The 19386-nt window shown below is 73.5% G+C and carries 14 protein-coding genes and 1 tRNA gene; 9 read left to right on the forward strand and 6 right to left on the reverse strand.

Annotated features, from left to right (window positions below):
• Positions 1-6 precede the first annotated feature (6 nt).
• The gene (locus tag ACWERV_RS23760; protein WP_452936321.1) at positions 7-1392 is read left to right on the forward strand and encodes an SDR family NAD(P)-dependent oxidoreductase; all 1386 of its coding nucleotides are present in this window, start codon (positions 7-9) and stop codon (positions 1390-1392) included.
• Positions 1386-2648 (forward strand): ribonuclease inhibitor, encoded by a 1263-nt coding sequence (locus tag ACWERV_RS23765; protein ID WP_452936323.1) that lies wholly within the window; start codon positions 1386-1388, stop codon positions 2646-2648. The genes ACWERV_RS23760 and ACWERV_RS23765 overlap by 7 nt, the downstream gene beginning before the upstream one ends.
• A 42-nt stretch (positions 2649-2690) precedes the next feature.
• Here ACWERV_RS23765 and ACWERV_RS23770 read toward each other — a convergent pair whose 3' ends face one another.
• Together ACWERV_RS23770 and ACWERV_RS23775 are read right to left on the reverse strand one after the other, a co-directional pair.
• Positions 2691-4565 carry an AAA family ATPase gene (locus ACWERV_RS23770; protein ID WP_452936325.1) on the reverse strand — a complete coding sequence of 625 codons (1875 nt, stop codon included), beginning with the start codon at positions 4563-4565 and terminating at the stop codon, positions 2691-2693.
• Positions 4562-5962: a vWA domain-containing protein gene (locus tag ACWERV_RS23775; protein ID WP_452936327.1), complete on the reverse strand. Its 1401-nt coding sequence runs from the start codon at positions 5960-5962 to the stop codon at positions 4562-4564. The genes ACWERV_RS23770 and ACWERV_RS23775 overlap by 4 nt, the downstream gene beginning before the upstream one ends.
• Before the next feature lie 113 nt (positions 5963-6075).
• Here ACWERV_RS23775 and ACWERV_RS23780 point away from each other — a divergent pair.
• Positions 6076-6150 (forward strand) — tRNA-Trp (locus tag ACWERV_RS23780).
• Positions 6151-6210: 60 nt separating this feature from the next.
• Here the strand turns inward: ACWERV_RS23780 and ACWERV_RS23785 are convergent.
• From ACWERV_RS23785 to ACWERV_RS23795, 3 genes are all read right to left on the reverse strand, one after another.
• Complete coding sequence (locus tag ACWERV_RS23785; RefSeq protein ID WP_452936329.1) at positions 6211-7044, reverse strand: hypothetical protein; 834 nt, start codon at positions 7042-7044, stop codon at positions 6211-6213.
• An 88-nt stretch (positions 7045-7132) separates the two neighbouring features.
• Positions 7133-7690 (reverse strand): mycothiol transferase, encoded by a 558-nt coding sequence (locus tag ACWERV_RS23790; RefSeq protein WP_452936332.1) that lies wholly within the window; start codon positions 7688-7690, stop codon positions 7133-7135.
• Between the two features lie 126 nt (positions 7691-7816).
• Positions 7817-9715, reverse strand: coding sequence for an arabinofuranosidase catalytic domain-containing protein (locus ACWERV_RS23795; RefSeq protein WP_452936417.1), 1899 nt, complete (start codon positions 9713-9715; stop codon positions 7817-7819).
• 669 nt (positions 9716-10384) lie between these two features.
• Here ACWERV_RS23795 and ACWERV_RS23800 point away from each other — a divergent pair.
• The 6 genes from ACWERV_RS23800 (at position 10385) to ACWERV_RS23825 (ending at position 17554) form a co-directional block, all read left to right on the forward strand.
• Positions 10385-11503: an ABC transporter substrate-binding protein gene (locus tag ACWERV_RS23800; RefSeq protein WP_398189868.1), complete on the forward strand. Its 1119-nt coding sequence runs from the start codon at positions 10385-10387 to the stop codon at positions 11501-11503.
• 44 nt (positions 11504-11547) lie between these two features.
• Complete coding sequence (locus ACWERV_RS23805; RefSeq protein WP_452936336.1) at positions 11548-13254, forward strand: sugar ABC transporter ATP-binding protein; 1707 nt, start codon at positions 11548-11550, stop codon at positions 13252-13254.
• Positions 13251-14219 (forward strand): ABC transporter permease, encoded by a 969-nt coding sequence (locus ACWERV_RS23810; RefSeq protein ID WP_452936339.1) that lies wholly within the window; start codon positions 13251-13253, stop codon positions 14217-14219. Before ACWERV_RS23805 ends, ACWERV_RS23810 begins: the two co-directional genes overlap by 4 nt.
• Complete coding sequence (locus ACWERV_RS23815) at positions 14216-15220, forward strand: ABC transporter permease (protein ID WP_452936342.1); 1005 nt, start codon at positions 14216-14218, stop codon at positions 15218-15220. The genes ACWERV_RS23810 and ACWERV_RS23815 overlap by 4 nt, the downstream gene beginning before the upstream one ends.
• A gap of 94 nt (positions 15221-15314) precedes the next feature.
• Complete coding sequence (locus tag ACWERV_RS23820; RefSeq protein WP_398189880.1) at positions 15315-16340, forward strand: LacI family DNA-binding transcriptional regulator; 1026 nt, start codon at positions 15315-15317, stop codon at positions 16338-16340.
• Between the two features lie 113 nt (positions 16341-16453).
• On the forward strand, positions 16454-17554 hold the full coding sequence (locus ACWERV_RS23825) for an aldose epimerase family protein (RefSeq protein ID WP_452936345.1): 1101 nt from the start codon (positions 16454-16456) through the stop codon (positions 17552-17554).
• Positions 17555-17635: 81 nt separating this feature from the next.
• Here the strand turns inward: ACWERV_RS23825 and ACWERV_RS23830 are convergent, their stop codons facing one another.
• Entirely contained in the window at positions 17636-19198 is a 1563-nt protein-coding gene (locus ACWERV_RS23830) for a pectate lyase family protein (protein ID WP_452936348.1), read from the reverse strand.
• Between the last annotated feature and the right edge of the window lie 188 nt (positions 19199-19386).

Raw genomic sequence — 19386 nt, forward strand, 5'->3', positions numbered from 1 at the left:
CGGGGCGTGACGGGGGAGGGACACGTCCCGGACGACGAACTGGCGGCCTTCCACCGCACGGTCGGCCGGCTGCGCGCGCTGCCCGCCGACGACCCGGTACGGCTGCGCGCCGAACAGGTCGCCGCGTCCTTCGTGCGCGACGGCCGCCGGCAGCGCAAGCGGGTCCGCGTACAGGAGCGGGCCGACAGCGCGGCCGCCGTCGTGGGGGCCACCGCGACCGGGGCCCGGGAGCGGCGCGAGGACGCGCCGCTCGCACTGCCCGCCCCCGGCACCGGCGGGCCCGGCGACTACCCGCGGTCGCGGCGCTGCTACGTCTGCAAGTCGGCCTACCGGCAGGCCGATTCCTTCTACCACGCGCTGTGCCCGCACTGCGCCGCCGACAACACCGCGCGCCGCTCCCTCGGCACCGACCTGCGCGGCCGGCGGGTGCTGCTCACCGGCGGCCGGGTGAAGATCGGCTTCCAGCTCGCGCTGATGATGCTCAGGGACGGCGCCGACGTCCTGGTCACCAGCCGCTTCCCGCACGACACGCTGCGCCGCTTCCGGGCCGCCGAGGGAAGCCGGCACTGGCTCGACCGGCTCACCGTCGTCGCCGTCGACCTGCGCGACCCGCGCCAGGTCATCGGGCTGTGCGCGGACCTGACGGCGGCCGGCGAACCGCTGGACATCCTGGTCAACAACGCCGCCCAGACCGTGCGCCGCCCGCCGGAGTCGTACGCGGCGCTCGCCGCCGGGGAGAGCGGGCCGCCGCCCGCCGGGGTGCTGTACGCCCCCGGGTACCGCCCGGTGTCCGCCCTGCCGGGCGCGCGCACGCAGGGCACGGCCGGTGTCCGGGCGGTGCTCGGCCTCGCACCGCAGGGCGGGGCGGGCGCCCTGACGGACGAGGCGGGGCTGCTGCCCGACCTCGCACCCGCGAACTCCTGGTCGGCCAGGATCGGCGACCTCGACCCGGCGGAACTGCTGGAGACACAGCTCGTCAACGCCCTCGCCCCCGCCCTGCTCGCCGACCGGCTGCTGCCGCTGCTGCTCGCCTCGCCCCGCCCGCGGCGCTACATCGTCAACGTCACCGCCGTCGAGGGCCGCTTCGCGGTGCGCAACAAGACCTCCGGCCACCCGCACACCAACATGGCCAAGGCCGCCCTCAACATGCTCACCCGCACCAGTGGGCCCGAACTCGCCGCCCGGGGCGTCCACATGTGCAGCGTCGACACCGGGTGGATCACCGACGAGAACCCGGCGCCGAAGAAGTCACGGATCGCCGCCCACGGCTTCCGCACCCCGCTGGACGTCGTGGACGGCGCCGCCCGCGTCTACGACCCGATCGTGCGCGGGGAGGCCGGGGACCCGGTGTCGGGGGTGTTCCTCAAGGACTACCGGGAGGCGGAATGGTGACGCCGGGCCAGGAGGACGCGGGCGGGGGGTTCCCGGGCGCGGGGGAGTACGCCGGGGTGCCGCCCGTGGTCCCGCGTTCCGTACGGGACCTCGCGCCGCTGCTGGCCTGGCTGCGCACCGGCGGCCCGGCCGACGGACGGCTCGACTTCCCCGCCGGGACCGCGCTGCCCGACGGGCGGCTCGACCTGTGCAAACAGGCCCTCGGGCCCGAAGGCGCCCGGCTCGTCGCGGAGGCGCTGCGGCCCACGGCGGACGCGGCCGGGACGGCGGCGGGAACAGCGGCGGGGACGGCGGCGGGCGGCGTGCGGCACCTGCTGCTCGGCACCGACGGGCTCGGCGACGAGGGGGCGGCGGACATCGCCGAGCGCACCGCGGGCAGTTCCGTGGAGACGCTCTACCTCGGCTGCAACGGCATCACCGCCGCCGGGGCCTGCCGGATCGCCGACAGCGTCCGGGCCTCGCAGCACGTCGTGACCGGCGTGTGGCTCAAGCGCAACCCGCTGGGCACCGGCGGCGGGCGGGCGGCCGCCGAACTCGTCGCCGCGGCGGCCGCGCTGCGCACCCTCGACCTCGTCCAGACCGGCCTGGACGCGCTGGGCGCGGTGGTGCTGGCCGAGGCGCTGCTCACCGCGGCCGCGGGCGGCCGCCGCATCGAGCGGCTCTACGTCGGCGGCAATCCGCTGGGCGCCCCCGGGGCCGCGCCGCTGGCCGCCCTGGTCGCGGCCGGGGCGCTCGGCGAGCTGTACGCCTCCGCGTGCGGGCTCGGCGACAAGGGCGCCCTGCTGCTGGCCGAGACGCTCGAACGCGCTCCCCACGGGCGGCTGACCCGGCTGTCGGTCGCCAGCAACGGCATCGGGCCGCGCGCCACCGCCCGGCTGGCCATGGCCGCCGCCGCGGCCGGTGTGGAACTGCTCGACTTCGGCCGGGTCAGGGCCGCGGGCACCCTCGGCGCCCCCGACAACCGCGTCGACACCGAGGCCGCCACCGCCATCGGGCGGGCCCTGGCCGCCGCCCCGCACCGGCTGACCTACCTCGTGCTCTCCCACACCGGCATGCGCAGCCGGGAGGCGCACCGGCTGCTCGACGCGGCCCCGGCGGCGGCGAGCGCGACCCGCTTCGTCCTCGGCAAGGGCATCGCCACCAGCGTGCGCCGCCGCCTCGACGCGCTCAGTGCCCATGTGCCGATGCCCGCCACACCGCCCGACGTCGCGGCCGTCCGCAGCGTCCACCGCACCGCGCCGCCCACGCCGGGCTGACCGGCGGCTGACCGGCCGCGGACCGGCGCGGGACGCGGGGGCTCAGCGCGGCAGCGCGGCGAACACCTCGATCCAGAAGCGCTGGTGCGCGTCCGACGCGCCCACCAGGTACGTCGCCCGGAGCTTGGGCGGCAGCAGCGCCACCAGCCGCGTGACCGCCTTGCGGTGCCGCCGCAGTTGCGACAGCTCGGCGTTGGCGATGACCTGGTGCACCACGTCGCTGTCCGCGCCGCCCTCGCTGGAGCCCTCGGCCGCCCGCCGCAGCCGCTCCTCCCAGCGGCCGACGTCGGCGGCAAGCTCCCGCAGGCCGGTCACCGGCCGGTTGCTGAGCCGCTCGGCCAGCGCGGTCAGCGGGACGGGCGCGTACTCGCCGTCACCGAGGTAGACCGTGCCCATCTCCAGCGGCAGCCCCCGCTGGTGCAGTTTGACCAGCCGCTCCATCGTGCGCTTGGTGATCCAGGCGCGCCCCTCCTCGTCGATGTCGTGCTTCCACCACTCCAGCACCGTCTCGGCCACGGCGCCGTACTTCGCGATCAGCCACTCGTTCGCCGGGATGTCCTGCGGCTCCACCGTGAGCGAGGCGGTGAAGCGGGTGGCCTGGGCGATGTTGTTGCGCGCCACCTGGAGCTTGCGGCCCAGGTGGTACGGCGGGTTCTGCAGGGCTATCTGCGCCCGCAGCCCCGGTATCGGGCGGCCCGCGAGGGACCACTCCTGGGTGATCTCCATGAGCTTGGCGAACGCCGCCTTGTCCTTGGGGCGGTTGTACTCGTCCCAGACGATCACCTTCGGCTCCGGCCCGGTGAAGCCCCGGGCCAGCAGGTTGTCCAGCGACCCGTCGGCGGTCGGCACCGGGGCGCACAGATCCTCGACGTTGGTGACCGGCAGCGAGAAGTACAGCGCCTCCCGGCCGCCCAGCTCGTCGCGCACCGTCTGCCGCACCAGCTCCGTCTTCCCGCAGCCGGGCGGGCCCTGGAGCAGGACCGACCAGCGGTTGCGCAGCGCGGCCCGCAGCACCTTGCGCACCGGGTCGGAGACGGTCGCCGGGTTCGGCACGCCGAGCGCGGCCGCGAGCCGGTCGAGCACCTCGGCCGTGCGGTCCGGGCCCGGTCTGCCGTCGGGCTGCGGCTCGGTGAGCCGCAGCCGCTCGCCGTTGACCAGCGGCAGCCCCCAGCGCAGCGGGAAGCCCTCGCGGGCGTTGGCCAGCACATGGTCCACCGTCCGCGGCGACAGCGCCTCGCGCAGCGCCGGGGACAGGGACGCCCACACCGCGAACACCCCGGTCAGATCCCAGTCCCGGTACTTCTGGGCGAGTTTGACGCGCCACGCCGTGTCGTTGGCGGTGATCCGGACGGTCACCATACGGTCCAGGATCGCGAGGTCGCTGCGCCGGGCCGCGGTCTCGGCGAGCGACTCGTTGTCGGTCAGGAAGACGCCCACGCAGCCCAGCGCGCGCAGGTCGTACTCGCCCAGCGTCCAGTTGCACGCGACCTGCATCAGCTGGCTCTGGATCGTCTCGCCCGCCTGCAGCGAGTCGTCGATGAGCAGCACGAAGGGCCTGCCCGGCTTCAGCTGGCTCATCACCAGCTGGCGCAGCACCAGTTCGCCGGTCTCCGGGTCCCGCACGGGCGCGTTGACCAGCAGGTCGTCGGGGGTCAGGTTCGCCGCCGGGACGAAGACCAGCGCGGCCTGCGGGTAGGCCTCGGCGATGTGCGAGAAGAAGGTCGCGGTCTTGCCGATGCCGTGCTCGCCGAAGACCTGTCCGGTCTGGCCCATGTCGATCATCGCGTCGATGAACGACTCCAGCCGGGAGACGGCCGCCGCGCCCTCCGGCGGCCGGGGGTAGGTGGCGTTCGGCCGCCACGCGCGCGGCACCGGGGGCGGGCCCGGCGGCGGGGGCGGGGTGACGGTGGTGGTCATGTCGATCCTGTCGTGACGCGATGGCAGGCCATCGGCGGGTGGTGGGCGTCGGGCCAGTCGTCGCCGCCCTCGGTGATGAGCCAGATCCACTTGTCCGGTTCGGCGGGGGTGATGTGCGGTGCGTAGCCGTCGGTGAGGACCACCACCGCGTCCGGCCGTTCTTCGAAGAGCCGCCCGTCCACGGGTGTGCGGCCCTCCACGTAGTCGGCGACCGCGGCGAAGCTCGTGCCGCCCCCGCCGTGGACCCGCTCGCCGGGGCGGAAGGGCATCACCATGCCGTCGAAGGACAGCCAGTGCGCCTGCACCCCGTCGATCCCGCCGACCAGCTGCGTCAGCCAGTGCACCACGTGGCCGGGCATCGAGCCGGAGGTGTCGTACGCGACGACCAGCACCTTGTCCCGGACCGGGCCGCGGCGCGACAGCATCGGGTCGGCGCCGAGCGCGGCCAGCAGCGCCCCGCGCTTCTTGGGGTAGACCAGCCGCTCGCCCTCCCGCAGCCTGGACGCGAGGACGTCCACCAGCCAGCGCTGCCACCAGTCCACCCGGCCGGTGGCGGCGGCCGTGCCGCGCAGCACGCCCGCCCCGAGCCGCCCCCACAGCCGGGAGACCCGCTCGCCGGCCCCCTCCGTGCGGTTCATCAGGTCCAGCAGTTCGCGCTCGGCCCCGGCGTGCCCGCGGCGCGCCGCCAGCAGCGCGTTGAGCAGTACCGAATCGGCCGTCCCGGCCACGGTCTCCTCGTCGGCGGGCACCGACGCGTCGGTCAGGTGCAGACAGAGCGGCTCGGGCACCGGCGGATGCCGCATCCGCTTCAGCTCGCGGAAGACGGACATGTCGGTGGCGGTGAACGCCGCGTAGTCCACCGGATCCCGGCCGTGGGCCAGCAGATCCTCGGTGTAGGCGCGGTGGACGCCCGCCGGGTCGATCCCCGTGGGCTCGCCGTCGACCAGGGGCAGGGTGTCGCGGCCGAGCCGCACCATGGCGACATGGTTGATGGACACCTCCGCCGCGAGGGTGAAGACCGGGTCGGCCCGCAGCTCCGGTTCGGCGAACAGGTGGCGGTGCACCAGATGCCGCGCCTCGTGGAAGAGCACGAACTTCACCCCGTCCAGGCCCAGGGCCACGAAGAACTCCGGGTTGTACAGCAGCAGGCAGCTGCCGTCGCCGCTCGCCACCACCGCGGCGGTGCCGACCGCTGTGGTCGCGATCTGGTGCCGGCACTTCGCGTACAGCCAGGACGCCACCGCCGACTCGCGCAGCCCGAAGTCCAGCAGCGCCGCCTCCTTCAGCCGCCGCGCCTCGGCCGTGACCTCGGCGTCGGCCGGCCGCCACCGCTCCAGTGCCCGGCGGTCCGCCAGGTCGACGACACGGCGGTGCCGCACCCGCTCCCCGTACCCCATGTGCCCCGCCCCCCGTGCTTGCCCTGCTCCGATCCGACGCATCCATTGGTACCAGCCGGCCGCGACAGCGCCGCCGGGTTTTCCACAGGGCTGCCGCGTCCTAGGATCGCCACGCGGGGTCGTAGCGCAGAGGCAGACGCTCGGTCTCCAAAACCGGATCACGCTGGTTCGAATCCAGCCGCCCCGCACCCTCCGCCGTCCGGTCCGCACCGGCGGACCGACGCGACGCGCCGCGCCGGTACGGCGGTTCAGGCGACGGCGCCGGCCGTCACGACCAGTTCCGGCACCGTCCCGGCGAACGTCGGCAGCAACTGGGCCGCCACCGCCCACGCCTCGGTGTTCCCGCCGAGCCGGTCGCGGACCAGCGGGCGCAGCTCGTCCCGCGCCTCCCGCAGCCGGGCCGGGAAGGCCCACCGCCCGGCGGCGAGCACCTCCAGCACATCGCGCGCGGGGCCCCATTCGCGGACGTACGTGCCCGGCCGGGAGATGATCCCGGCCTGCCGCATCCGGTGCGCGAACGACGGGTGCCCGGCGCCGAGCCGCTCCCGCAGCGCGTGCGGGCAGTCGATCCGGATCGCCAGCGCCCAGCGCGCGTAGCCCGGCAGCGGGCGGGAGCGGTCCGCGGTGTCCACCGTGTCCCAGTGCTCGCGCCGGACGAGCGCTGCGGCCGCCCGTCCGGCCTTCATCGTCGTCACCGCGCGCAGCGCGGCGACGGCCTCGTCGGCGCCGACGTCGGCGAGTTCGGAACGCGCGGTGCGGACCTGCCGGGGGACCTGGAGCAGTTCGCCGCCCGGGTCGCCGAACGGCAGGCCCAGCCGGATGTCCCGGCGGACGGCCGGGCTCACCCGTGCGCCCATGTAGACGATCTCGTTGATCTCCGGCCGGTCGCACTCCAGCATCCACAGCGCCACAGCGGCGGGCACCCTGGCCGACGCGACCCACCGCACGGCGCTCCACAGCGCGGGCGGCCGGACGTCCTGGGGATCGCCCTCGGCGCCGGGCAGGCCGAGCCGTTCCCGTATCCGCTGCTCGTCGCCGGGCTCGGCCGCCGACAGCAGCGCGTCCAGTCGTGCGTCCGTCACCCGCACAGGGTACGGCCCGCCACCGACAGTGCGGCGTCCCGGTCTCCCGCCGCCCGGCGGCGGGGAGTTCGCGGCTTGCGGCCCGGGGTCACTGCCCGACCCGGCCGTCGACGCACTCGCGTAGCAGGTCGGCGTGGCCGCTGTGCCGGGCGTACTCCTCGACCCGGTGCACCAGTATCTCCCGGATCGCGATCCCCTCCGCGCCGACCCGCTCGCCGGGGTCCGGGTGGGCGGCCAGCGCCGCGTCGGTCGCGGCCTGCTCGCGCTCCAGGTGGGCGTAGGCGGCCTCGACCACGGCCGGGTCGGCGACGGCGCCGAGGAAGTCGGTGTCCTTCGGGCCGTAGAGCTTCGGCTCCGGTTCGCCCTCGCCGAGCCAGTTGCGCCAGTCCCGCTCCGCCTCGGCGAGGTGCCGGAGCAGGCCGAGCAGCGACATGGTCGAGGGCGGTACGGAACGCCGGGCCAGCTGCTCCGCGTCCAGGCCCTCGCACTTCATCCGCACGGTCATCCGGTAGTGCGTCAGGTAGTCGTGCAGCGTGGCCACCTCGCCCTCCGGGCTGCTGCCGCTCTCGCGCGGGTCGTCGTCGGGGTCGGTCCACATGTCGGGGTAGACGGTGGCCTGCGTCCATCGCTCGGGTCGATCGCTCATGACCCGCATGCTCGACCGTCACCGCGTCCCCGCGCCAGTGGGTTTCGCCGGGACGCGCGGACGGCCCGGGACACAGGGGGAGCCGCACCCCCGTGCCCCGGGCCGTCCCGATCGGGCCCCGAGGGGTCAGCTCAGGGCGAACTGCTGGGCCGCGGAGGCGTTGCAGTCCCAGATCTGGAGCCGGGTGCCGTTGGCGGTGGCCCCGCTCGGGGAGTCCAGGCAGCGGCCGGACTGCGGGTTGAAGAGCGTCCCGTCCGAGCGCTGGTTCCAGACCTGCCCGCCGGCGCCGTTGCAGTCCCACAGCTCGACCTGGGTGCCGTTCGCGGTGCCGTTGCCGTTGATGTCCAGGCAGCGGCCGAGCGTGCCGAGCGAGCCGTTGGCGTTGTGGAACCAGTGCTGGTCGACCGCCCAGGACTGGCAGTCCCACAGCTGTACCGCGGTGCCGTTGGTGCCGGTGTCGTCGGACGCGACGTCCACGCACTTGCCGCCGGGGGCGGCCACCGGGGCGCCGCCGTTGACGGTGAAGCGCTGGGCGGCGGAGCCGTTGCAGTCCCAGATGCGCAGCCGGGTGCCGTTGGCAGTGGCGCCGTTCGGCGAGTCGAGGCAGCGGCCGGACTGCGGGTTGAACAGCGAGCCGTCCGCGCGCTGCACGAACTTCTGGCCGCCCACCCCGTTGCAGTCCCACAGCTCGACCTCGGTGCCGTTGGCCGTGCCGTTGCCGTTGATGTCCAGGCAGCGGCCGATCGTGCTCAGCGAGCCGTTGGCGTTGTGCGCCCAGTGCTGGTCCTCGGCGTAGGTCTGGCAGTCCCACAGCTGGACCCCGGTGCCGTTGGTACCGGTGTCGTCCGCGGCGACGTCCACGCACTTGCCGCCGGGACCGGTGATCGTCCCCTGCGGGCCGTTGGGCACGTTGGTCTGCCCGCTGTAGCCCGCCGCCACGACGTTCGCCTGCACGGCGCTCTCCGCCGCGTCGGTCGGGTAACCGGCGACCATCGCGCCCTCGAAGAAGGTGCCCATGTTGCGGTTGCTGTTGTCACCGCCGGTGCCCAGGATGATGCCGCCCTCCTGCTGCATGGGCCGGTATCCGCTGCGGGTCGGCAGCCCGCCGCTCCACCAGGTGGAGAGCCCGCCGCTCTGCGCGTTGCCGCCCTTGATCGCGTACGTGGTCTGGCCGTTGTTCTTCAGCACGGCGGTGACGTACGGGCTGCTGTTGCCGAGGTTGGCGGTGTTGGAGCCGTTGTCGCCCTGGAACATGCCGTTCTCCATGTCCGCCTCGACCCAGGGGCCCGAGCCGGTACAGGGGGAGAAGTAGCAGGTGGTGGCGATGCTGACGGCGTCCATGTGGCCGTTGCCGGTGTCGTACGGGGTGCTCTCGGCGTTGCCGTAGTCGAAGCAGCAGTCCGATCCCACGTGCGTGCCGCTGGCGACCATGTAGACGCCCTCGGGCTGGCCGTTGACGGCGACACCCGAGGCGACTCCGGTGTAGCGGTAGCCGACCCCCGGCGAGACCCAGATGCCGTAGACCTTGTGGCCGCCCGCGTGGACGGCGATCTCGCTCGCGTCCGCGCCGCGGTCCACGCCGCCCGCGCCTCCGGCCGGGCCGGGCAGCAGGTCGTTGTGCCGGCTCGTCTGGTCGTAGACCTTGCTGATGCGGCAGGTGGTGCCGCCGCAGAAGGTGTCCTGGTGCTCGGCGTCGGCGTAACCGCCCTGGGCCAGCAGCCCGATGTCGGCGGTCGCGCCGTCCGAGGCGCGGGTGACCTGGTAGAGCGGGCCGTTGTAGCCGGAGAAGAGGGCCCGCACCGTGCTGTGCGCGGCCACGCAGGGGGTGCCCGCGGACGCGTAGATGTCGCACGGCAGCGAGCCGGCCGCCTGGGAGGTGGCCGGCAGCGCGAGGAGGGTGCCCAGCACCAGTGCCAGGACGGCCACGGCCGACCCGAGGGCGTGGGCCGGGCGGCGCAGCACCGCCGTGAGGAGGGCCGCCGCACGGGACGACGCCGTGCGGCCCTGCGGGGTGTGCGGGGACATGGTGCGGGGGGTTGCCGTGCCGGGTGGTGCGGACGTGGCACGTGGTGTCTGTCGCATGACGCGCTCCTGTGGAGTGGGGGAAGGGAGCTGCCGCCCGGCCACCGAGCGGCGGGCGGCGGTTGCCGACCCGCTGGGCGCCGTGCAGGTGGCGGCGGCGGAGGCACCACCACCGCCGCCACCCGTCAGAGGGTCGTGCACTGCGCTCGTTCGATCATGCCGTTCAACGATGTAAAGCGTTGGGCAGCACGATGACAGCATGCCTCGCGCGGCCTGTCCAGACCTTTCGCAGCGGCAATCGTGTTCGCCGCCACGAGGGGCCGCAGGCTGGGTGACGCTCTCTCAACCCAACCGCTTGAACAGGCCATTTAACGCTCCGTTGGTGAACTGTGGCTGCTCGGAGCGGGTCTGCGGGGGTGCGGCAGGGCCTGCGGACGGCCCTCGCGAGCCCTCTTCCGGGGCCCTTCCGGGGACGCTTTTCGTACCGCGTCTTGACACCTCCCTGTCCGATACTCGATCGTCCCTCTACATCGTTGTACGGCTCCGCTCCCGCCCGGTCCGCCCTCCCCGCACGACCGGTCGGAACCCGGTTCCGCCCGTTCCCCCGGTCGCCGGCTCCGCCCGTTCCCGACCGCTCGTCACGACCACCTCGATGAGGATGTGATCCGTCGTATGACCACCCGTCCGCCGGCCCGGTCCGTCGCCGCCGCCGTGCTCGCCGCCGGCCTGTGCCTGGCCGCCTCCGCCTGCACCAACTCGGGCAACGACTCCAAGGCGTCGGACCCCTCGTCCTCCGCGGCCGACAACACGGCGGCCGCCCAGCAGGTCGTCACCCCCACCGACTCCGCGTCGGGCGCGGGCTGCGGCTTCCAGCAGTACGGCGGCGGCGTCCCCAAGCTGGACATCACCGACGGCAGCACGGTGGTCGGCTTCTCCCAGTCGGAGTCCACGAGCAACCCGTTCCGCGCGACCGAGACCAAGAGCATCGAGAACGAGGCCAAGAAGCTCGGCGTCAAGCTCATCGAGCGCAACGCCAACGCCGACGTCAACACGCAGAACTCGCAGATCGAGGACATGATCGCGCAGGGCGCCAAGGTCCTGATCGTGGCGCCGGAGAACTCCGACGGCCTCGGCCCGGCCCTCGCCCAGGCCAAGGCCAAGAAGATCCCGGTCCTCACCATCGACCGGACCGTCACCGGCACGGCCTGCACCGACTTCGTCGCCTTCATCGGCTCGAACTTCTACGGCCAGGCGCAGATCGCCGCCGACGACCTCGCCCAGGCCACCGGCGGCAACGCCCATGTGGCGATCCTGACCGGCACCCCCGGCAACAACGTCACCACCGACCGCACCAAGGGCTTCCAGGACCAGGTCAAGGCGAAGTACCCGAACATCAAGGTCGTCGCCTCGCAGACCGGCAACTTCGCCCAGACCGACGGCCAGAAGGTGATGGAGCAGCTGCTCCAGGCGCACTCCGACATCAACGCCGTCTACGCCGAGAACGACGAGATGGCGCTCGGCGCCGTCCAGGCCATCCGCGCCGCCGGCAAGACGCCCGGCAAGGACGTCAAGATCGTCTCCATCGACGGCATCCAGCAGGCCGTCCAGGACGTCGCCGCGGGCCAGCTGGCCGCCGACATCGAGACCAACCCGCGCTTCGGGCCGCTCGCCTTCCAGTCCCTCCAGGACTTCTACGGGACCAAGGGCGTGCCGGACAAGGTGATCATCAAGGACGGCCACTTCACCACCGCCAACGCCCAGCAGGCTCTCGACCAGGGCCTCGTGTACTGACGCCGGGCCCGCCCGTCGGTCCGTACCCCTACCAGGAGGAAGAGTTGGTCCAGCAGCAGAAGGCGGCCGGCGCGGGCCCCGTACTGGAGGTCGCGGGGGTGGACAAGGCCTTCGCCGGGGTGCACGCGCTGCGGGACGTGGGCTTCACGCTGCGGCCCGCCGAGGTGCACGCCCTCATCGGCGAGAACGGCGCGGGCAAGTCCACCCTCATCAAGGTGATGACCGGCGTCCACCGCCCGGACCGCGGCACGGTACGGCTGGACGGGCGGGACCGCGACTTCCGCAACCCCCTGGAGGCGCAGGCCGCGGGCATCTCCACGATCTACCAGGAGGTCAACCTCATCCCGCTGATGTCGGTGGCCCGCAACCTCTTCCTCGGCCGCGAGCCGCGCCGCTTCGGCCTGGTGGACGTCGCGGGGATGAACCGGCGGGCCGCCGAGATCCTCGGCCGCTACGGCGTGGACGTCGACGTCACCCGCCCGCTGCGCTCCCTGGGCCTGGGGGCGCAGCAGATGGTCGCGCTGGCCCGCGCGGTCCAGATCGACGCCCGGGTCGTCATCATGGACGAGCCGACCTCCTCGCTCGAACCCCGCGAGGTGGACACCCTCTTCTCCGTCATCCGCGGCCTCAAGCGGCAGGGCATCGCGGTGGTCTACGTCAGCCACCGGCTCGACGAGCTGTACGCGGTGTGCGACCGGGTGACGGTGATGCGGGACGGCGCCGTCGTCCACACCGGCGACATGGCGGGCCTGGACCGGCTCCGGCTCATCTCCCTCATGCTCGGCCGGGAGATGGGCGCCGTCCGGGAGAAGGGCACCACCGCCTTCGACGCCGCCCGCCGCGACGGCGCCGAGGCCGAACCGGTGCTGCGGGCCCGCGACCTGACCGTGCGCCACCGGGTGCACGGCGTCTCGGTGGACGTCCGGCCCGGCGAGGTCGTCGGGCTCGGCGGCCTGCTGGGCGCGGGCCGCAGCGAGACGGCCAAGGCGATCGTCGGGGCCCTGGGCACCGAGAGCGGCACCGTCGAGATCGAGGGGAAGGAACTGCGCCGCCGCAGCCCCGCCGCCTCGATCCGGGCCGGGGTCGTGATGCTGCCCGAGGACCGCAAGGCCGAGGGCGTCATCCCCAGCCTGTCGGTGCGGGAGAACATCTCGCTCGCCGCGCTGCCGCGGCTGTCCCGGGCGGGCCTGGTCTCCCGGGAACGGCAGGACGAGGTCGTCGACTTCTTCATGAAGCGGCTGCGCATCAAGGCGTCGGGGCCGGACCAGAGGGTCGGCGACCTGTCCGGCGGCAACCAGCAGAAGGTGCTGCTGGCCCGCTGGCTGTGCCTGAACCCCAAGGCCCTGCTGCTCGACGAGCCGACCCGCGGCATCGACGTCGGCGCCAAGGCCGAGGTCCAGGCCCTGATCGACGAACTGGCCGCCGACGGCCTGGGCGTGCTGCTCATCTCCTCCGACCTGGAGGAGCTGATCGAAGGCTCGGACCGCGTCGTCGTCCTCAAGGACGGCCATGTCGTCGGCCACCTGGCGGGCGAGGACGTCACCGAGGAGCGGCTGCTCGACGCCCTCGCCGCCGCCCCCGCACTGTCCCCCGACGACCCGGACCCCGACACCGGCCCCGACGACTCCGGCCTTGACGGCCCCGACGGCCCCGACGGCCCTGACGACCCGGACCCCGAACACCCGGACCCCGGAGCAGGGGCCGCCGCCCCGGCCGCCGGGCCCGCACCCGCCAAGGAGAACCGGCGATGACCTCCCTCACCTGGAGCGGCCGGGCGGTCCCGGACCGCGCCCGGCTGCTGCGCATGATGCAGGACTACGGCGTCTACGCGGCCCTCGTCGTGCTCTTCCTGGTGGCCGTGGGGCTCGACAGCTCGTTCGTCGAGATGAGCAACATCCGCGTCCAGCTCTTCCAGGTCGCCCCCACCCTGCTGGTCGCGCTCGGCATGGCACTGGTGATCGGCACCGAGGGCATCGACCTGTCGGTCGGCGCCGTCATCGCGCTGGCCGCCTCCGCCGTCCCGCTCTACGCCGGTTACGGCCTGCCGGGCGTGCTGGCCGTCTCGCTGCTGATGGGTGCCGCCTCCGGCGCGGTCGGCGGCGCCATGGTCGCCTTCGCCCGCGTCCAGCCGATCGTGGCGACGCTGTCGCTGATGATCGGCGTACGGGGCCTGGCCGAGATCGTCAACGGCGCCTCCGCCAAGCCCGTCACCGACGGCGCCCTGCTGGACCTGGGCACGAGCAACGTCGCCGGTATCCCCGAGATGGCCTGGATCGCCGCGGTCTGCGCGCTGCTCACCGGCCTGCTGGTGCGGCGCACCACCTTCGGCCGGCAACTCGTCGCCATCGGCGACAACCGCCCCGCCGCCCGGCTCGCGGGCCTCCCGGTGCGGCGCGTGCTCGTCACCGTCTACGTGATCTCCGGGGTGCTCGCCGCGCTCGCCGGGGTGCTCATCGTCGGGCACGGCGCCGAGGCCGACCCCGCCAACCAGGGCCTCAACATGGAGCTGAGCGCCATCACCGCCGTCGTCGTGGGCGGCACACCGCTCAGCGGCGGCCGGGTGCGCGTCCTCGGCACCGTCGCGGGCGCGCTGTTCATGCAGCTCATCACCGCCGTGCTGACCCAGCACAACGTGCACACGTCCTACACCCAGATGGTCGAGGCCGCGATCATCGCCCTCGCCGTCTACGCCTCGCAGGAACGGGGTGCCCGATGACCTCCACCGCAGCGCCGCCCACCACCACGGCCGCCGCCACCGCACCCCGCGCCACCTCCGGCGAGCGGATCGCCGCCCGGGTGCAGAGACTCGGCGCGCTCGCCGTCCTCGCGCTGGTCGTGGCCATCGCCTCGGCGACCTCGTCCACCTTCCCGACCTGGTCCAACATCAGCGGCATCCTCGGCAACAACGCCTTCGTGTGGCTGCTCGCCCTCGGCATGACCTTCGTCATCATGACCGGCGGCATCGACCTGTCGGTCGGCTCGATGTACGCCCTCGGCGGTGTGCTCGGCGCCTACGGCTCCCGGCACGGCACCGCCCTGGCGATCGTGCTGCCGCTCGCCGTCGGCGCGGCCTGGGGCTCGCTCCAGGGACTGCTCATCGCCCGCGGCCGGATGGCGCCCTTCATCGTCACCCTCGCCGGGCTGCTCGGCCTGCGCGGGCTGATGCAGGCCGTCACCGACGAGGGCTCCACCACCTACCTGGTCCCGCAGCACTCCGCCTTCCGCTCGCTGGGCGAGGGCGTGTGGACGCCGGTGCTCATCGTCGCGGGCCTGTTCCTGCTCGGGGCGCTGCTGCTCACCCGTACCCGCTTCGGCGCCACCCTCACCGCGATCGGCGGCAACGAGAACGCCGCCGGGCTGCTCGGCCTGCCCGTCGCCCGCGCCAAGACGCTGGTCTACGCGCTGTCCGGCACCCTCGCCGCCGCGGCCGGGGCGCTCGGCGGCGCCCGGCTCGGCTCCGGCGTCACCACGATCGGCGTCGGCTACGAACTGACCGCCATCGCCGCCGTCGTCATCGGCGGCACCCTGCTCACCGGCGGCAGCGGATCGGTCGGCGGCACGGCCTGCGGCGTGCTGCTGCTCGCCGTCATCCACAATCTGATCGACCACTACTTCTCGCAGTACGGATCGGCGTTCACCGACGCCGTCAACGGCGGATTCCTCGCTGTGGTAGTGCTGCTCCAGACCCTGCTCAGCCGCACCCAGCAACTGGAGTGACCGCTCCGGACGCCCGTGCCCGGCGTGCCGGGCCCGGCCGTGACCGCACGGCCGGGCCCGTCCCGCCACCCAGAGCCCGCAAGAAAGGAAAGCCGTGGGCGTCAGCCTCAAAGATGTCGCACTGCGCGCCGGCGTGTCGGTGAAGACCGTCTCCAACGTCGTCAACGACTACCCGCACGTCACACCCACCACCCGGGCGCGGGTCCAGCGCGCGATCGACGACCTCGGCTACCGCCCCAACCTGACCGCCCGCCATCTGCGCAAGGGCCGCACCGGCATCATCGCGCTGGCCATCCCGGAACTGGGCAACCCGTACTTCGCGGAGGTCGCGGGCGCCGTCATCGACGCCGCCGCCCGGCACAGCCTGACCGTGCTGCTCGACCACACCGCGGGATCGCGGGAGAAGGAGGTGCTCGTCACCCGGGGCTTCGGCGCCCATGTCATCGACGGGCTGATCCTCAGCCCGATCCGGCTGGAGAACGAGGACCTCGCCGAGCGCGGCGACGGCCCGCCGATGGTGCTGTTGGGCGAGCGCGAGTACGACGCCCCGTACGACCACATCATGGTCGACAACGTCGGGGCGGCCCGCGCCGCCGTACGCCACCTGCTCGACATCGGCCGCACCCGGATCGCCTACCTCGGCGCCCGCCGGGAGAGCACCCGGCAGCCCGCCCATCTGCGGCTGCGCGGCTGGCGCCAGGCCATCCTGGCCGCCGGGCTGGAACCCGACGAGTCGATGGTCGTGGCCACCGAGGGCTTCGACCGGCGGGACGGCGCCGCCGCGATGGCCGCGCTGCTCGACCGCGAGGAGCGCCCCGACGCGGTCTTCGCGTACAACGACCTGATGGCCATCGGCGCGATGCGCACCCTGGTCGAACGCGGCCTGCGGGTGCCCGACGACGTCGCCGTCGTCGGCTTCGACGACATCGAGGAGGGCCGCTACGGGAACGTGTCGCTCAGCACCGTCTCCCCGGACAAGGCGGCCCTCGCCCGGCTCGCCGTGGACTGCCTCGTCGAGCGCATCGACCGGCGGGACGGCGCGGAACCCCCCGCCCCGCGTCGTATCGAGCCCGGCTACCGGCTCATCGCCCGCGAGTCCACCGCCGTGCGCAGAAGCTGAACCCGCCCCGGCAACCGGGAACCCGCTGATCAGGCGCCTGCCAGGCCCTGACATGCTGGCCCCCTCCCCAGTCGACCGCGGCCGGTACCGGCCGCCCGTACCCGAGGACGACCATGCCCCGTGCCTCCCTCGTCAGCGCGCCCTTCGGCACCGCCCCCGGTGGCGAGACCGTGCACCGCTGGACGCTCCGCTCCCCGAGCGGGGTCAGCGCGGAGGTGCTCACCTACGGCGCCACCCTGCACAGCCTGCGGGTGCCCGACGCCGAGGGGCGGTCCGCCGACATCGTCCTCGGTCTGCCGGGGATGACGGAGTACGCCGCCGAACAGCCCTTCCTGGGCGCGGTCGTCGGCCGCTACGCCAACCGCATCGCGCGCGGCCGCTTCACCCTGGACGGCGCGGTGCACCGCGTCCCCGCCAACGACCGCGGACACGCCCTGCACGGCGGCCCGGACGGCTTCCACCGCCGGCTGTGGCAGGCCCGGCCGGGCCCGCGCGCCGACGACGGCACGGTCTCCCTCGTCCTCGACCTGCACAGCCCGGACGGCGACATGGGCTTCCCCGGCGCCCTCGACGTCAGCGTCACCTACACTCTGGACGCCGACGGCACCCTCGCCCTGGACTACCGGGCCGGCACCGACCGCCCCACGGTCGTCAACCTCACCCACCACGCCTACTTCAACCTCGCCGGAGCCGGCGCCGGGGACGTCCTCGGCCACGTCCTCGCGCTCGACGCGGCCTCCTACCTGCCCGTCGACCCGGAGGCCATCCCGCTCGGCCCCGAGGAGCCCGCGGCCGGCACCCCCTTCGACTTCACCGACCCGCGCCCGATCGGCGCGCGCATCGCCGAGGACCACCCGCAGCTCACCGCCGCGGGCGGCTACGACCACTGCTACGTCCTCGACCCCGCGCCCGCCCCCGGCGCCCTGCGCCGCGCCGCCCGCGTCGACGACCCGGCGAGCGGCCGCCGCATGACGGTCTGGACCACCGAACCCGGCCTCCAGCTCTACACCGGCAACAACCTCGACGGCACCCACCACGGCCCGCAGGGCACCCCGTACACCCGCCACACCGGTGTCTGCTTCGAGACCCAGCACTTCCCCGACTCCCCGAACCGCCCCGGCTACCCCTCCACCGTCCTGCGCCCCGCGACCGCCCACCACACCCGCACCGAATTCCGCTTCCCGCACCTGGCCGCCGCGGCGGCGGGGAGTTAGCCGAGGCACATGCCCGGCGGGAAAAGGGATTCCCGCCGGGCATGTGAGGGAAAGCGCTTGCTCGGAAAACGCGGATGCGGATCAGGCGTACGTCTCGAACTCGGCCACCTGGGGAGTGCCGGACGACGCGGTGATCTGGAAGGTGATCTTCTTCAGCGAGGTCTGCGGGAAGGTGACGGTGCCAGCGCCGCTGCCGGACCTCAGGACCGCGCCGGTGTCGGCGTCCACCAGGTTCCAGGAGCCGATGCGGCCGGTCGCCCCGGCGGACTCGCGGATCACGGCCGAGGACACCGCGGTCGCGGAGCCCCACTTGACCGAGACCGAACCGGTCGTGCCGTCCGGCGACCAGTAGGTGGCCGGGTCGCCGTCGCGGACGTTGCCGTAGCTGGTGCCCGAGGCCTTGCTGGAGCCGTCGGCGCCGGCCCCGGCGGCGAGGCTGAGGTTGGCGCCGCCGGGCGGGGTCGGCGGCGTGGTGGGGGAGGACGTGGTGGACGTGCTCGGGGTGGGGGTGGTGGGCGGCGCGGTCGGCGACTGCGTCGCGCAGTTGCCGTCCGACACCCGCAGGCCCTTGCCCGCGCCCGCCGTCTGGGTGACGACCGACGGCACGCAGCTGGCCGGGTCCATGGGGTAGGAGTACGGGATGCTCACCGTCGTGTTCGACTGCGGGTCCGGCCCGGCGGGGTGGTTCTCGGTGCCGTCGGCGGTCCACGTCACGTTGTCGTAGATGTTGCCGCTGACCTGCCAGTAGCCCATCAGGTCGGTGTAGAAGGTCCCGATGACGTCCTTGGAGTCCTTGAAGTAGTTGTTGTCGATCTTCGCGTGGCCGCCGGCCCGAGGGTTGATGCCCGACTTGTTGAGGCTCACGTAGTAGTTGTCGTACATGTGGGCGGTGCCGCCGCGCAGCAGCGGGGCGCGCGAGTCGATGTTCTCGTACAGGTCGTGGTGGTAGGTGATGAAGCTGCTCGACAGGTCGGAGTCGCTGTGCCCGACCAGGCCGCCGCGGCCGGAGTCGCGCAGCGTGCTGTAGGACAGCGTCACGTACCGGGTGTTGTCCTTGAGGTCGAAGAGGCTGTCGTAGCCCTGGTCCTCGCCGCCGGAGGCCAGCAGGCTCACGTGGTCGACCCAGACGTTGTGGACGTCGCTCTCCATGCCGATGGCGTCACCGCCGTTGGAGGTGGGCGAGCCGGACTTCTTGACGTTCTGGACGGTCACGTTCTGGATGACGATGTTGCTGGCCTGCCGTACGTGGATGCCCAGCTGGTCGAAGACCGCGCCGGCGCCGACGCCCTCGATCGTGACGTTGCTGATCTGCTTGAGCTCGATGACGTCGTCGGCGGTGCTGCAACTGCCGGACGCCTTGGCGGTGTTGCCGTGGTTGATGGTGCCCTCGACCTGGATGACGATCGGGGTGCTGGTGCTCGCCCGGTTGCACAGGGCCGCGTTGATCTCCGCGCCGGTGGTGGCCCGCACGGTCTGCCCGCCCGCGCCGCCCGTCGTGCCGCCGTTCTGGCTCGCGTAGCCGGTGGCGCCGGTCGCCGTCGCCGCGGTCGCCGCCTGGCGGCCTAACAGGACCGAGCCGCTCGCGACCGCGAGGGCCAGTGTCGCGCTGACCGCGCCGAGCCGGAGGGCTGCTGCTCGTCTCATCGTGGTGTTTCTCCTTCCGGAATAAGCCCCCGATTTAGAAAGCGCTTTCTGTTTGCGGTGAGGATAGGGCGGCCTCTGATGGACTGGCAAGGGTTCTGCCGGAAACCGAAAAGGGAAACGGGGAAGGGGAATTACCGGACGGCGGCCGCGTCCGGGCGGTTCCGCCGTGCCGGGCGGTACGAGAACTC

The sequence above is a fragment of the Streptomyces sp. NPDC004031 genome (genome assembly GCF_053604375.1).